Annotated in this window: 12 protein-coding genes and 1 pseudogene; 5 read left to right on the top strand and 8 right to left on the bottom strand. The window is 74.2% G+C overall.

Going from position 1 to position 13,509, the window contains the following annotated elements; all coding sequences use genetic code 11:
• Positions 1–627: 627 nt before the first annotated feature.
• Together QF034_RS37210 and QF034_RS37205 are read right to left on the bottom strand one after the other, a co-directional pair.
• Positions 628–1,677: a LacI family DNA-binding transcriptional regulator gene (locus tag QF034_RS37210; protein WP_370880912.1), complete on the bottom strand. Its 1,050-nt coding sequence runs from the start codon at positions 1,675–1,677 to the stop codon at positions 628–630.
• 82 nt (positions 1,678–1,759) lie between these two features.
• A complete protein-coding gene (locus tag QF034_RS37205; RefSeq protein ID WP_307179053.1) occupies positions 1,760–2,428 on the bottom strand; it encodes a TetR/AcrR family transcriptional regulator in 669 nt (222 codons plus the stop codon).
• Positions 2,429–2,558: 130 nt separating this feature from the next.
• On the opposite strand from QF034_RS37205, the gene QF034_RS37200 reads away from it, so the two are divergent.
• Positions 2,559–3,122, top strand: coding sequence for an NAD(P)H-dependent oxidoreductase (locus QF034_RS37200; RefSeq protein WP_307179052.1), 564 nt, complete (start codon positions 2,559–2,561; stop codon positions 3,120–3,122).
• A gap of 82 nt (positions 3,123–3,204) precedes the next feature.
• On the opposite strand, the gene QF034_RS37195 is transcribed toward QF034_RS37200, so the two are convergent.
• The 4 genes from QF034_RS37195 to QF034_RS37180 are packed head-to-tail and all read right to left on the bottom strand — an operon-like array spanning position 3,205 to position 7,976.
• Positions 3,205–4,341: an XdhC family protein gene (locus QF034_RS37195; RefSeq protein WP_307179051.1), complete on the bottom strand. Its 1,137-nt coding sequence runs from the start codon at positions 4,339–4,341 to the stop codon at positions 3,205–3,207.
• The gene (locus tag QF034_RS37190) at positions 4,334–6,448 is read right to left on the bottom strand and encodes a xanthine dehydrogenase family protein molybdopterin-binding subunit (protein ID WP_307179050.1); all 2,115 of its coding nucleotides are present in this window, start codon (positions 6,446–6,448) and stop codon (positions 4,334–4,336) included. Before QF034_RS37190 ends, QF034_RS37195 begins: the two co-directional genes overlap by 8 nt.
• Positions 6,445–7,437 carry an FAD binding domain-containing protein gene (locus tag QF034_RS37185; protein WP_307179049.1) on the bottom strand — a complete coding sequence of 331 codons (993 nt, stop codon included), beginning with the start codon at positions 7,435–7,437 and terminating at the stop codon, positions 6,445–6,447. The genes QF034_RS37190 and QF034_RS37185 overlap by 4 nt, the downstream gene beginning before the upstream one ends.
• Positions 7,434–7,976, bottom strand: coding sequence for a 2Fe-2S iron-sulfur cluster-binding protein (locus tag QF034_RS37180; protein ID WP_307179048.1), 543 nt, complete (start codon positions 7,974–7,976; stop codon positions 7,434–7,436). Before QF034_RS37180 ends, QF034_RS37185 begins: the two co-directional genes overlap by 4 nt.
• A 240-nt stretch (positions 7,977–8,216) precedes the next feature.
• Between QF034_RS37180 and QF034_RS37175 the strand changes: the two genes are divergently transcribed.
• A complete protein-coding gene (locus QF034_RS37175; protein ID WP_307179047.1) occupies positions 8,217–8,795 on the top strand; it encodes a TetR/AcrR family transcriptional regulator in 579 nt (192 codons plus the stop codon).
• A gap of 69 nt (positions 8,796–8,864) precedes the next feature.
• On the opposite strand, the gene QF034_RS37170 is transcribed toward QF034_RS37175, so the two are convergent.
• Positions 8,865–9,770: a LysR family transcriptional regulator gene (locus QF034_RS37170; protein WP_307179046.1), complete on the bottom strand. Its 906-nt coding sequence runs from the start codon at positions 9,768–9,770 to the stop codon at positions 8,865–8,867.
• Positions 9,771–9,887: 117 nt separating this feature from the next.
• Here QF034_RS37170 and QF034_RS37165 point away from each other — a divergent pair, with 117 nt between their 5' ends.
• Positions 9,888–10,118, top strand: a complete 231-nt coding sequence (locus tag QF034_RS37165) for a hypothetical protein (RefSeq protein ID WP_307179045.1) — start codon at positions 9,888–9,890, stop codon at positions 10,116–10,118.
• A 4-nt stretch (positions 10,119–10,122) separates the two neighbouring features.
• Here the strand turns inward: QF034_RS37165 and QF034_RS37160 are convergent, their stop codons facing one another.
• Positions 10,123–11,109, bottom strand: a complete 987-nt coding sequence (locus tag QF034_RS37160; RefSeq protein ID WP_307179044.1) for an ArsR/SmtB family transcription factor — start codon at positions 11,107–11,109, stop codon at positions 10,123–10,125.
• Between the two features lie 56 nt (positions 11,110–11,165).
• Here QF034_RS37160 and QF034_RS41645 point away from each other — a divergent pair.
• Positions 11,166–12,463, top strand: a pseudogene (locus tag QF034_RS41645) (MFS transporter).
• Positions 12,460–13,434, top strand: coding sequence for an alpha/beta hydrolase (locus tag QF034_RS37145; protein ID WP_307179041.1), 975 nt, complete (start codon positions 12,460–12,462; stop codon positions 13,432–13,434). Before QF034_RS41645 ends, QF034_RS37145 begins: the two are co-directional and overlap by 4 nt.
• Positions 13,435–13,509: the final 75 nt, after the last annotated feature.

Genomic DNA, 13,509 nt, shown 5'->3' with positions numbered 1-13,509 from the left:
CATCCTAGTCATGCCGAGGGACGCCGCCCGGGCCGACCGCCCTCCGCGGCGGCCGCGCGGTCCGGACCGGTGGCCGCGCGGTCATGGCCGGGGGGCCCGTGCGGGCCGGGCCGGGGGCCCGGTCCGGACCGGTGGCCGTGCGAACCGACCGGTGATCCCGAGTGGCTACCGAGCGGCGGCCGCGCGGTCCGGACCGGTGGCCGCGCAGTCATGGCCGGGGGCCCGTGCGGGCCGGACCGGCAAGCCGTGCCGTCCGGACCGGGAACCCGTGCCGTCCGGACCGGGGGCCCGTGCGGTCCGGACCGGGGCCCCGGTCCGGACCGGTGGCCGCGCGAACCGACCGGCGATCCCGAGTGGCTGCCGAGCGGTGGCCGCGCGAACCCGAACGGTCGCGCGCGATCCGGACCGCCTGCCGCGCGATCCCGAACGGTGACCGGGGATTCCCCGACCGTGACCGCGGGATCTCCGAGCAGCTGCCGCGCGAACCCGACCGGCTGCCAAGGGAAGCCGAGTGGTGGCCACGCGAACCAAACCGCCGCCACTCCAACCCGACCGGCTACCCGCGAACCCGAGCAGTGGCCGCGCGAACCCGACGAGCCGCCGCTGAGCCGCACCCGGCAGGGACGGCTAGCTCGACTCTCGGTGCAGCACCGTCGCGCCCAGGACCTTGTGCGTCTCGGGCTCGGTACCGGGCTTGCGCACGGCGCGGTCGACCAGTTCGGCGAGTTCCCGGCCGGAGGGCAGTTCCAGGCGGACCGTGCTGAGCCGCGGCCGCAGCAGCCGGCCGAGCATCAGGTCGTCGGCGCCGATCACGGCCGTCTCCTCAGGGATGCGGACGCCCTCGTCCTGCAGGGCCCGCATCAGCAGCATCGCGTACTCGTCGTTGTAGGTGAACACGGCGTCCAGGCCGAGGCCCCGCCAGCGGGCGGCGAGGCGTGCGGCGGCCTCCTCGTCGTAGGCGAGGGGCAGTTCGGTCAAGGTGGCGTCGGTACCCCGCAGGGACTCGCGCACACCGTGGAGCCGGGGCGCGGAGAACGCCTCGAGGCCGGGTTCCCGCGGGACGACGACGCCGATACGGCGCCTGCCCCGGTCGTAGAGGTGGGAGCCCGCGCTGTGGCCGACCACGTCGTGGTCCATGAGCAGGGCGTGCGCGCCCTCGATGGTCTCGGGGCCTAGGGTGACCACGGCCCGCGCCCCCGAGCGCTTGAGCACCGCCACCCCGCGCGGGCCGAGCCCGGAACCGGGCACGAGCACGGCCACGGGCCGCAGTTCGGCCCAGGCGCGGGCGGCTTCGTCGCCGTGCGGGCCGCCGGTGCCGTACTGCACCACCGTGTAGTCCAGGCTGCCGAGCGCACCCTGCAGGTCGGCGAGGAACCGGCTGTAGAGCGGGCCGACGGGGAAGGTCGGCGCGGGGATCAGGACCATACGACTGTGCCCGGCACGCAGGCTGCGGGCCGCCGCGTGCGGGACGTACCCGAGTTCCTTCGCGGCCTCGTGGACCCGGCGGCGGGTGGGCTCGCTGATCCGTACGGCGCTGGTGTTGTTGAGGACGTAGGAGACGGTCGCGCGCGAGACGCCGGCCAGGCGGGCCACATCGGCGCTCGTGGGCACGGAGCGCAGCGGTGCGGGCGACGGGGGCGCGGGCGTTTTGGGTATCTGCACCATGACGTACGGCATCTTGGCAGAAGCCCCAATGCGCCTGTCGGGCGGGGGAGTTGTGAGGAAGCCGTGAGCGGTCACGGGAGCCCGGGACGGGCGCTCAGCCGCCCGCGGCCGTGCCCGTCACCCGGTCGACGAGGTCGGCCCAGGCGTCCTCCAGGCGGGCCATGGGTATCCCGCACTGCCTGGTCAGGTGGTGGATCAGCGCCGGGTCGAGCTGGCCCATCAGAGTGTGGGAGAGCAGTTCGCAGTCCGCTTCCGGGACGGCCTGGCGCAGCAGCATGGTCACGTGGTGGCGCAGCACCCGGCGGGGCGGGGCGGTGAAGCGGCGGCTGGCGCCCGGCTCGGCCGCCAGTTGCAGCTCCAGTTCGTCGGCCGAGCGGCGCAGCATCGCGTGGCCGAATGCGCGCAGCCGCTCCACGGGCGGCGCTCCGGGTCCGAGCGGCGGCGGCCCGGCGAGGAAGGCGGCCTGGAACTTCTTCTCGGAGTGGTCGAGCAGCGCCGTCAGCAGGCCGGTGCGGTCGCCGAACCGGCGGAAGACCGTGCCCTTGCCCACACGGGCCTCGGCGGCCACCGCCTCCATCGTGACGGCGTCCGCGCCGCGCTCCGCCACCAGCCGCGCGGCGGCCTCCAGCAGCCGGGCCCGGTTGCGCGCGGCGTCGGCCCGCAGGCACGGCTCGTCGGGCGCCGGCGCGGTGCCCAGCTGGAACAGCTCGGGATGACCGACGGATTCCTGAGGCGTCGGGAAGGGGGGTGGGACGGTGGCCATGAAGCCAGCGTAAAGCATCGGGAACAAAACTGGACCGCGGTCCGGTTAGGATGATACAACTTTAAACGGACCCCGGTCCGGATCGTAACGGCAGTGTTTCGGAGCCGTCCTTCACTACGTGGGAGTCACCATGTCTGTTCGTATCCTCGCCCTCGTCGGCAGCCTTCGCGCGGGTTCGCACAACCGCCAGCTCGCGGAGGCCGCCGTCAAGCTCGCCCCCGAGGGTGCGGAGGTGGAGCTGTTCGAGGGGCTGGCGGAGATCCCCTTCTACAACGAGGACATCGACGTCGAGGGCGACGTACCGGCCGCCGCCGCGAAGCTGCGCGAGGCCGCCAACGCCGCCGACGGCCTGATCCTGTTCACGCCCGAGTACAACGGCACCATCCCGGCCGTCCTGAAGAACGCCATCGACTGGCTGTCCCGCCCGTTCGGTGCCGGTGCCCTCAGCGGCAAGCCGGTGGCCGTGGTCGGCACCGCGTACGGCCAGTACGGCGGTGTCTGGGCGCACGACGAGACGCGCAAGTCCGTGGGCGTGGCCGGCGGCAAGGTGCTGGAGGACGTCAAGCTGTCCATCCCCGGCTCCGTGACCCGCTTCGCCGAGACGCACCCGGCCGACGACGCCGAGGTCGCCGCGCAGCTGACCGAGGTCGTCGCCCGTCTGCACGGCCGCGTCACGGAGCCGGCCGCTGCCTGACCCGCTCGCGCGCGATGCCACGGAGGGGCCCCGGCCGTCATCGGCCGCGGCCCCTCCGGCATGTCGTCGGCGAGGGTACCGCTCAGACCGGCTGCGGCAGCGGCCCGGCCGCCCGCTCGTCCCGGTGGATCGGGGTGTCCGCGCCGGTGAGCGGCCGGCCCGTGCCGCCGTGCCGCGCGGCGACGATCTCGGCCGCGATGGACAGGGCGGTCTCCTCGGGCGTACGGGCGCCCAGGTCGAGGCCGATGGGTGACCTGAGCCGGGCCAGCTCGCGCTCGCCGACGCCTGCCTCCCGTAGCCGCCGGTTGCGGTCCTGGTGGGTGCGGCGGGAGCCCATGGCGCCGACGTAGGCGACGGGCAGCCGCAGGGCTTCGGTCAGCAGGGGAATGTCGAACTTGGCGTCGTGGGTGAGCACGCACAGCACCGTCCGCGCGTCCGTGTCCGTGCTCGCCAGGTAGCGGTGGGGCCAGTCGACGACGATCTCGTCGGCCTCGGGGAAGCGGGTCCTGGTCGCGAAGACGGGGCGGGCGTCGCAGACCGTCACGTGGTAGCCGAGGAACTTGCCCGCGCGTACGAGGGCGGCGGCGAAGTCGATCGCACCGAAGACGATCATGCGGGGCGGTGGGACGGCCGACTCGACGAGCAGCGTGAGACCGCCCGGGCAGTGCGAGCCGTCCTGGGAAACCTCGACCGTGCCGGTGCGGCCGGCCTCCAGCAGGGCGCGGGCCTGGGCGATCGCCGTGCGGTCCAGCTCGGGGTGGCCGCCGAGGCCGCCTTCGTGGCTGCCGTCGGGGCGTACGAGCACCGCCCGGCCGAGGAGGCCGGCCGGGCCGTGGACCACTCGGGCGAGAGCGACCGGCTCGTCGTGGGCGGCGGCCGACAGTGCGGCGGTCCGGGCCGCATCGTCGGCGTCGTACGGGGTGACCATGATGTCGATGACCCCGCCGCAGGTCAGTCCGACCGCGAAGGCGTCCTCGTCGCTGTAGCCGAACCGCTCGACCCGGGTCTCCCTGTCCTGGAGTGCCTGGAGGCACAGGTCGTACACCGCGCCCTCCACACAGCCGCCGGAGACCGAGCCGATGGCCGTGCCGTCCGCGCAGACGGCCAGGGCGGCGCCGGGAGGGCGCGGGGCGCTGCCGCCGACCGCCACGACGGTGGCGACGGCGAAGTCCCGGCCCTCCTCGGCCCATTCGTGCAGGTGCCCGGCGAGGTCAAGCATCGCCGTCCGCCATCAGCACACGGTCGGGGCGGATGGGCAGGTGGCGGTGGCGGACGCCGGTCGCGTGCCACACGGCGTTGGCGACCGCCGCGGCGGCGCCCACGATGCCTATCTCGCCGATGCCCTTGATGCCGACCGGGTCGTCCGGGTCGGGGTCGTCGACCCAGTCGGCCTCGATGTGCGGGATGTCGGCGTGCGCGGCGACGTGGTAGCCCGCGAGGTCGGCGCCGTAGACACCGCCCGTGGCCCTGTCCCGGACGGCTTCCTCGTGCAGGGCCATCGAGATGCCCCAGATCATGCCGCCGACCAGCTGGTTGCGGGCGGTGAGCGGGTTGACGATCCGGCCGGCCGCGAAGATGCCCAGCATGCGGCGCACCCGGACCTCACCGGTGGCCGGGTCGACGGCGACCTCGGCGAACTGCGCCCCGAAGGAGTGCCGTTCCTTCTGGGCGAGGGCGCCGATGGCCTCGGCCGTGTTCGACCGTACGGTGATGCCCTCGGGCGGAATGTCGGCGCCCGGCGCGAGGCTCTGCCGCAGCTCCTCGGCGGCGGCCGTGACGGCCCACGCCCAGGAGCGGGTGCCCATCGAACCGCCGGCGATCATGGCCGGACCGAGGTCGCTGTCCCCGAGGCGCACCCGGACGCGGTCCGTCGGCACGCCCAGCGCGTCGGCGGCGACCAGGGTGAGCGCGGTCCGGGCGCCGGTGCCGATGTCCGCGGCGTTGACCCCCACCGTGAAGGTGCCGTCCGCCTCCGCGGTGACGGCCGCCGTGGAGGGCATGGCTCCCGAGGGGAAGGAGGCCGCCGCGGTGCCCGTGCCGAGCAGCCAGCGGCCGTCGCGGCGCACTCCGGGCCGCGGGTCCCGGCCGGCCCAGCCGAACCTGCGGGCGCCTTCCCGGAAGCAGGCGATCAGGTTGCGGCTGCTGAACGGCAGCCCCGACACCGGGCCGCGCTCGGGCTCGTTGCGCACGCGCAGCTCGATCGGGTCGATGCCGCACCGCTCGGCGAGCTCGTCCAACGCCGACTCCAGCGCGAACGAGCCGGGCGCCTCCCCGGGGGCCCGCATCCAGGTCGGGGTGGGCACGTCGAGCCGCACGATCCGGCTGGCCGTGTGATGCGCGTCGGCGTCGTACAGTACGCGGCCGGCCGCGGCGCTCGGCTCCACGAACTCGTGCACGGACGAGGTCATGTTCAGGGACTGGTGCTCCAGGGCGCGCAGCCGCCCGTCCGCGTCGGCGCCGAGCCTGACCCGCTGGGCCGTGGGGCTGCGGTAGCCGGCGAGCGAGAACATCTGCCGGCGGGTCATGACGACCCGGACCGGGCGTTGCAGGACGGTCGCGGCCATCACGGCGGCCACCTGGTGCGCGCGGACACCCTTGCTGCCGAAGCCGCCGCCGACGTGCTCGGAGCGCACCCGCACGGAGGCGGGGTCGAGGGAGAACAGGTTCGCGAGCTCGCCGGCGACCCAGATCGTGCCCTGGTTGGAGTCGACGACCTCCAGCCGGCCGCCCTCCCACAGGGCCGTCGCGGCGTGCGGCTCCATCGGGTTGTGGTACTCCTCCGGAGTGGTGTACTCCGCGTCCACCACGACGGCGGAGGAGGCCAGTCGGGCCTCCAGGTCGCCCTTCTCCACCACGCCCGGCAGGTGGGCGTCGACCGGATACGCCTCGGTCTGCCGCTCGGCGGAGAACGCGACGTCGTGCGGCTCCTCGTCGTACGTCACGACGAGGGCCTCGGCGGCCTCTCTGGCCTGCTCGGACGTCTCGGCGACGACCAGCGCCACCGGCCAGCCCATGTGGGCCACCCGGTCGTGCTGGAAGAGGGCGACCGTCGGGTCCGGCCGGGCACCCAGCAAGCCGACGTAGTCGCTGTCGACGCGCGGGGCGTTGTGGTGGTGGAGCACGGTGAGGACGCCGGGCATGGCGAGGACGGGTTCGGTGTCCACGGCGCGGATGCGGCCGCGGGCGACGGTGGACAGGACCAGCCAGCCGTGGGCGAGTTCGGCGAAGGGGATCTCGGCGGCGTAGCGGGCGGCTCCGGTGACCTTGTCGCGGCCTTCCACGCGGGTGTGGGAGGTGCCGACGGAGCCCTGGGTGGCGGTGGTCATCGGGCGGCCTCCTCGGCGAGTTCGCTCAAGCCGGCCACGACGAGGTTGCGCATCAGGGTCACCTTGTATCCGTTGTGGGGCAGCGGTTTCGCATCGGCCAGTTCGGCGTCCGCGGCGGCGGCGAAGTTCTCGGCGTCGGCTCGGGCCCCGATCAGGGCGCGTTCGGCCGCGCGGGCCCGCCAGGGGCGGGAGGCGACCGCCCCGAAGGCCAGGCGTACGTCCTGTACGAGGCCGTCCTGGACGTCGAGGGCGGCGGCGATGGAGCCGATGGCGAAGGCGTACGAGGCACGCTCGCGCACCTTGCGGTAGCGGGAGCGGGCCGCGACCGGGGCGGGCGGCAGGGTGACGGCGGTGATCAGCGCACCCGGCGGCAGCGCCGTCTCCAGATGCGGGGTCTCCCCCACGGGCAGATAGAAGTCGGCGAGCGGCAACTCCCCCGGCCCGTCGGCCGTTTCGTAGGAGACGACGGCGTCGAACGCGGCGAGCGCCACGCCCATGTCGGAGGGGTGCGTGGCCACGCAGTGGTCGGAGGCGCCAAGGATGGCGTGATTGTGGTGCTCACCGGTGATCGCGGGGCAGCCGCTGCCGGGGTTGCGCTTGTTGCAGGCGGAAGTGACGTCGGCGAAGTAGCCGCAGCGGGTGCGCTGGAGCAGGTTCCCGCCGACGGTGGCCATGTTGCGCAGCTGCCCGGAGGCCCCGGCCAGCACCGCCTGCGCCAACGCCGGGTAGCGGCGCCGGACTTCGGAGTGCGCGGCGAGGTCGCTGTTGGTGACCGTGGCACCGATGCGCAGTCCGCCGTCGCCGGTCGGCTCGATGCGGTTCAGGGGCAGTTCGCGGACGTCGACGAGCAGGGCGGGCCGCTCGACGCCGGTCTTCATCAGGTCGACGAGGTTGGTGCCGCCGCCGAGGAAACGGGCTTCCCCGTCGCCTTCGAGCAGCGCCACGGCGCCGGAGACGTCGTAGGCGCGCTGGTAGCCGAACTCCCTCATGCCGCCGCCCCCTTGGCCTCGGCGGCGCGGGCCACGGCCTGGACGATCGACACGTACGCGCCGCAACGGCACAGGTTGCCGCTCATCCGCTCCCGGATCTCCTCCGGCGTCAGCGGTGGCGGTCCCGCGTCGGGGCGTATGTCGTCGGTGGCGGCGCTGGGCCAGCCCGCCACGTGCTCCTCGATCACCGCGATGGCCGAGCAGATCTGCCCCGGCGTGCAGTATCCGCACTGGTAACCGTCGAGGTCGAGGAACGCCTCCTGCACCGGGTGCAGTTGATCGCCGTCGGCCACGCCCTCGATGGTGGTGATCTCACGCCCCTCGGCCGCCACCGCGAGCTGGAGGCAGGACACGGCCCGGCGGCCGTCGACCAGGACCGTGCAGGCACCGCACTGGCCCTGGTCGCAGCCCTTCTTCGTGCCGGTCAGATCCAGGCGCTCGCGCAGGGCGTCGAGGAGGGTGGTGCGGTGGTCGACGGTCAGCGTGTACTTCTCGCCGTTGACGGACAGGGTGAGGTCGCTGGACGTCGATGGGGGCATGGAAGCCTTCTTTCTCACGTCTCAAGGTCAGGCGGCAGGGGGTGTGGGTGGCGGGGCCGGTTCACAAAGGTGCAGGATGCGGGGCAGGCCGGCCGCGGCGCGGCCGTCTCGGGCTGTCCGCGCGGGCGTCCCGCCGATACGATGAGGCAAGCGGACACTTGTCCGTTACCCGGGAAAACGTAACGGACAGCTGTCCGCTTATCAAGGACCGGTTTCGGCCAAGGACTGCGAGGAGGGCGAGTGCGGCAGAAGAAGGACGCTCCTCTGCGCTCGGACGCGCAACGCAATCGCGAGCGGATCCTGGAGGTTGCGCTGGTCGAACTGACGCGTTCGGCGGACGCTCCGCTGAGTGCGATCGCCAAGAAGGCGGGCGTCGGGCAGGGGACCTTCTACCGCCACTTCCCGAGCCGTGAGGCGCTCGTCATGGAGATCTACCGGCACGAGATGCAGCAGGTCGCCGACACCGCGGCACCGCTGCTGGAATGCCGGGAACCGGACCAGGCACTGCGCGAGTGGCTGAACCGTTGCGCGCAGTTCGCCATGACGAAGGCCGGTCTGGCCGACGCGATCCGCCAGGCCACCGGCGGCCCGGGAAAGCCGGCGAAGCCGGCCCCTACGCCGCTGACCGAGGCGGCCGAAATCCTCCTGCGCGCGAACGAGAAGGCCGGCACCATCCGCCCGGGGATCACCGCGGACGATCTCTTCCTGGCCGTCGGCGGCCTCTGGACGATCGACCCGCACACCGACTGGCAACCACGCGCCAACCGCCTGCTGGACCTCGTCATGGACGCGCTGCGGGTGGGGGCGCCCGGGGCCTGACCCTTGCCGTCCGCGGGTGCGCGGTGGCTGTTCGCGCAGTTCCCCGCGCCCCTGAGTGCGCTCAGCGCTTCAGGCGACTGCCGTGGGAGCCAGTTCCCGTAGTTCGCGGAGGGCCGTCGCCACCGCCGGGCGGGCGTGGCCGCCGCCGCGGGTGCAGGTCAGGAGCTTGCGGTGGGGGTTGCCTTCGCAGCGCACCCGGGTGATCGGGAGATGCGGGGTCAGATGGGCGAGCCGCGGGATGAGGGCGACGCCCAGCCGGTGGGCGACGAGGTGGGCGGCCACGTTCCAGTCCAGGGCGTGATGGACGACGTCGGGCGTGAACCCTGCCGCGCCGCAGGCGGACAGGACGTGTGGGCGGCAGGCGCTCTCCTCCACCGGCGCGATCCACGCCTCGTGTGCCGCCTCCGCGAGATCGACCCGGGCCCGTCCGGCCAGCCGGTGCCCGTCGGGGACGACCAGGTCGAACGGGTCGTCGAGCAACGGCTGCTGGTCGAACCGCGTGTCGCTCAGCGGCGGGTTGTGCGGGGTCGACTCGACGATCGCCAGATCGATGTCACCCTCGAAGAGGAGGTCGAAGCTCTCCGGGACGCCCGCCTCGGTGATCCGTACGGACAGCCGCGGGTGCCGCTCCCCCAGCCGGGCCGCCATCGGCGCCAGCAGGACCGAGATGGCCACCGGGAAGCCCGTCACGCGCAGCACGCCGGACGGCGCCCCGTGGTCGGCCCGCAGATCGAGTTCCGCCTGGTCCCAGCGGGCCTGAATGGCGTCGGCATGCGCGAGCAGGCTCTCGGCGGCCGGAGTCAGGCGGACTCCGCGCCCCTGCGGCTCCAGGAGGTCGACGCCCAGGTCACGGGCGAGCTGCCGGATCTGCTGGGAGGCGGCGGACGGGGTGAAGTGCAGGGCTCGGGCGGCCGCGGTGACCGTGCCGTAGTGGGCGACCGCCCTCAGGACGTGCAGCCGGCGCAGGTCAATCATGAAGTACACGCTTCACAATGACGTCCACAAAGTCAACCTGGACGTGTACGGAGTCTTCGACGCACCCTGGCTGTGTCGCGACGGTCAACCAGCCACGAAACGCGAGGAGTCAGAGACATGACCAGCACCACCGGCACCGTCTGCCCGCACTGCGGCTGGCCGGACGGAGGCGATCCGTTCCAGGTGCTGTCCCGGCACACCACCGCGACGGGCCGCACGGAGTGGACGCGCTGCGGTTGCGGCTCGCTGCAGGTCCGGGTCGTCGACGGCTGCGGCATGCGCGTCGTCTCACGCAGCAGGCCGCCGTCCGGGTCCGCTCCGGCCCGGTCCGGCACGGCGCGCCACTGAGCGTTCAGGCCGGGCCGTGCTGGGCCAGCCGCTCCCCCAGCGGGCTGCGCCGGTAGAGGACGTGGCGGCCGTCGCGGGCGCGGGTGACCAGGCCCGTCGCGTGCAGGACGCGCAGGTGCTGGGACACGGCGCTCGGGGTCACCCCGAGGCGCCGGGCCAGCTCCACCGTCGCCAGGGGCTCGGCCAGCAGCCGCAGCAGGGTGCTGCGGGGCGCGCCGAGCAGGGCGGTCAGGGCGGGGGCGTCCGGCTCGGGCTCCGGTTCCCACAGGGTGGCGGCGCCCCGGCCGGGGTAGGCGAGCATCGGCGGTTCCGCGGCGCTGACCGGGGGCGCCGGCTGGTGCGCGAAGAGGGACGGCACCAGGCGCAGGCCGCGTCCGGAGCCGTCCACGTGATGACGTCCGCGCATGCGGTCGACGCGCAGGACGCCGTCGTCCCAGCGCAGGTTGCGGTGCAGGTCGGCGAAGAGCAGCCGGGCGCCGCCGGTGGCCAGCTGCCGTGCCCGGTGGGTGATGTCGGCCTCCAGCACGAGCCGCATCCGGGGCCAGTACGGCGACAGCGCCGACTCCCAGTACCGCCGCAGGAGGGCGCACAGCTCCTCCAGCAGCTCCGCGACGGGTGCGTCACCGGGCGCGGTGACCGCCCGCAGGGCCGGCGGCAGGGGCCTGGGCGCGTGGGCGGCGAGCAGGTCGCGGCGTACGGCCTCGGGGGGTGTGGCGCGTACGACGGTCAGCTGCTCGTCGAGAGCGGGCGCGAAGGATTCCGGCCTGGGGGTCAGGAAGTCGGGCAGCGCCAAGCTGTCCCCCACCAGGGCCGCGAGCAGCCGGGCATCGGCCGGGTCGAGCTGCTGGAGCACGGCGGCGCGCCACCGGACGTGCAGGGGGTAGAGCGCGGGGGCGCGCAGGGCACGCAGGCTGCCCATCACCTCGCGCAGAGGCGAGATCGCGAAGCGGGTGTCGGCGAGGTCCGCGGCGTCGAGCCGGAAGCTGATCATTGAGGCCCCCGCTACATCCTTTGGCAACCGCCCTGCCATGGCGTGGACTTCGGTCCATGACGGATCAGGATCGACGGCAGCCTACCGCGCACCCGGGCGCGAGTCCCCGGGTGATCCTCGCCCTGGCGCTCGTCTGCGGCGCGGCCGTGGGCAACGTCTACTTCCCGCAGGCCCTCAGCCCACTGATCGCGTCCGGGCTGCACGTCTCGCCCGACGCGGCCGCCGGCGTCGTCACCGCGACGCAGTTCGGCTACGCGGCCGGGATCTGCCTGCTCGTCCCCCTCGGTGACCGCCTCCCGTACCGCCCGCTGCTGGTCACCCTCCTGACGCTGACCGGCCTAGGGCTGTTCGCGGCGAGTGCCGCGCCGGGGCTGGTGCCGCTCGTCGCCGCCAGTGCCCTGGTGGGGGTGACGACGGTGGCGGCGCCGCTCGCCGGGCCGCTGGCGGCCGGTCTGGTGCCGCAGGAGCGGCGGGGCGTCACCGGCGGCACCCTGCTGAGCGGCTCCCTCGCGGGCATGCTGCGCGCACCGCCGGCGGCGCGCTCGGCGAGTGGCTGGGCTGGCGGGCCCCGTACGTCCTGGCCGCCGTGCTGTCCCTGGCGGTGGCCGCGCTGTCGGCACGCCTGCTTCCGCTGACGTCCGCGTCCTCCTCCCAGTGTTACGTCGCGCTCCTGGCCGAGCCGCTGCGGCTGCTGCGCTCGGAGCCCGGACTGCGGCGCTCCTGCCTGTACCAGGCCCTGGTGTTCGCCGGTTTCTCCGCGGTGTGGACGGGCGTGGCGCTGCTGCTCACGGGTCCGGTGTACGGCAGGGGCGCGGGGGCCGTGGGGCTGCTCGCCCTGGTCAACGCGGTGACCATGGTGTGCACGCCGGTCGCGGGCCGCCAGGTCGACCGGCGGGGGCCGGACGCGGTCAACCGGGTGTGCTTCCTGGTGGTGGGCGCCTCGACCGCGGTGCTGGCGCTGGGCGGCGTAGGCGGTGCGGCGGGGGTGGCGGCCCTGATCGTGGGCACGCTGCTGCTCGACGTCGGCATGCAGTCCGGGATGGTCGCCAACACGGTGCGGATCCAGGCGCTGCGCGCCGAGGTGCGCAGCCGGCTCACCACCGCCTATATGACCTGCGCGTATCTTGGGGGCGCCGTCGGCTCGTGGCTGGGTGTGCGGGCGTACGGCAGCTTCGGGTGGCTCGGGGTGTGCGCGTTGGTCGCGGCGCTCACGGCCGTGGCCCTCGCCCGCCACCGGTGGGCCACCCGCCGTACGGCGGGGAGGTTCCGCCGGACGGCGGCGCCCGGGTCCGGTGCGGCGGGACCGATCATGGCAGCACGAGCCGCCGCGACCTCGCCCGAGGAGACGTCATGACGCATGTTCCGCCCCCGTTCGACCCGGAACTCGCCGGAGCCCTGGAGCTGATCAAGGACATGATCAGCCCGGGTCTCACCCTGGACGAGATCGCCGAGGTGCGCCAGGGCCCTGGGATACAGCTGCTGGCCGATATGGACCTGACGATGGGCGGGACGTTCGAGGTGGAGGACCGGCAGGTGCCCGGGCCGCAGGGCGAGCCCGACATCTCGCTGCTGATCTGCCGGCCGACCGCTCCGGCGAGCGCCGGGGCGCGGCCCGTCATCTACCACGTGCACGGCGGCGGCATGGTCATCGGGAACAACCGGGTCGGCGTCGACGTCCCGCTGGCGTGGGCGCAGGCGCTGGATGCGGTGGTGGTGTCGGTGGAGTACCGGCTGGCGCCCGAGCATCCGCACCCCGCGCCGATCGAGGACGTGTACGCCGGGCTGCTGTGGACGGCGGACCACGCCGCCGAGTTCGGTGCCGACCCCGAGCGGATCGTCATCGCGGGCGCCAGCGCGGGTGGCGGGCTGTGCGCGGCCCTGGCCCTGCTCACGCGGGACCGCAAAGGGCCGCAGCCGATCGGGCAGGTCCTGCTGTGCCCGATGCTCGACGACCGCAACGACACGCCGTCGACGTACCAGATGGCGGGCCTCGGGGTGTGGGACCGCACCGCCAACGAGACCGGCTGGACGGCGCTGCTGGGCTCGCGGCGCGGCGGCCCCGACGTACCGGCGTACGCGGCACCGGCCCGTGCGGAGGACCTGACCGGGCTGCCCCCGGCGTTCCTCGACGTCGGCTCCGCGGAGACCTTCCGGGACGAGGTCGTCGCCTACGCCTCGCGCATCTGGCAGGCCGGCGGCGTGGCCGAGCTGCACGTGTGGCCCGGCGGCTTCCACGGCTTCGACGGCTTCGCGCCGCAGGCGGCGCTCTCCCAGTCGGCGCGGGCGGCGCATGTGAACTGGCTGCGGAGGCTGCTGAGCGCGTGACGGGCGGGGGGCCCGGTGCGCCGGCCACGGCCGGAGCGCTCGGGCCGCCACCGGCGATCGGGGCCCGTTCGGCGG

Origin of the sequence: Streptomyces africanus, from assembly GCF_030816955.1 — a bacterium.
In the GTDB taxonomy this organism is placed as follows: Bacteria; Actinomycetota; Actinomycetes; order Streptomycetales; family Streptomycetaceae; genus Streptomyces; species Streptomyces africanus.
This window is presented reverse-complemented; position numbering and strand designations above follow the sequence as displayed.

What these genes read in the sequence shown, in the direction of transcription:
- QF034_RS37180 (WP_307179048.1), bottom strand. Translation starts at nt 7,976, where the DNA reads ATGCCCCCATCGACGTCCAGCGACCTCACCCTGTCCGTCAACGGCGAG.
- QF034_RS37205 (WP_307179053.1), bottom strand. Translation starts at nt 2,428, where the DNA reads ATGGCCACCGTCCCACCCCCCTTCCCGACGCCTCAGGAATCCGTCGGT.
- QF034_RS37195 (WP_307179051.1), bottom strand. Translation starts at nt 4,341, where the DNA reads ATGCTTGACCTCGCCGGGCACCTGCACGAATGGGCCGAGGAGGGCCGG.
- QF034_RS37190 (WP_307179050.1), bottom strand. Translation starts at nt 6,448, where the DNA reads ATGACCACCGCCACCCAGGGCTCCGTCGGCACCTCCCACACCCGCGTG.
- QF034_RS37200 (WP_307179052.1), top strand. Translation starts at nt 2,559, where the DNA reads ATGTCTGTTCGTATCCTCGCCCTCGTCGGCAGCCTTCGCGCGGGTTCG.
- QF034_RS37160 (WP_307179044.1), bottom strand. Translation starts at nt 11,109, where the DNA reads ATGATCAGCTTCCGGCTCGACGCCGCGGACCTCGCCGACACCCGCTTC.
- QF034_RS37210 (WP_370880912.1), bottom strand. Translation starts at nt 1,677, where the DNA reads ATGCCGTACGTCATGGTGCAGATACCCAAAACGCCCGCGCCCCCGTCG.
- QF034_RS37185 (WP_307179049.1), bottom strand. Translation starts at nt 7,437, where the DNA reads ATGAGGGAGTTCGGCTACCAGCGCGCCTACGACGTCTCCGGCGCCGTG.
- QF034_RS37145 (WP_307179041.1), top strand. Translation starts at nt 12,460, where the DNA reads ATGACGCATGTTCCGCCCCCGTTCGACCCGGAACTCGCCGGAGCCCTG.
- QF034_RS37165 (WP_307179045.1), top strand. Translation starts at nt 9,888, where the DNA reads ATGACCAGCACCACCGGCACCGTCTGCCCGCACTGCGGCTGGCCGGAC.
- QF034_RS37170 (WP_307179046.1), bottom strand. Translation starts at nt 9,770, where the DNA reads ATGATTGACCTGCGCCGGCTGCACGTCCTGAGGGCGGTCGCCCACTAC.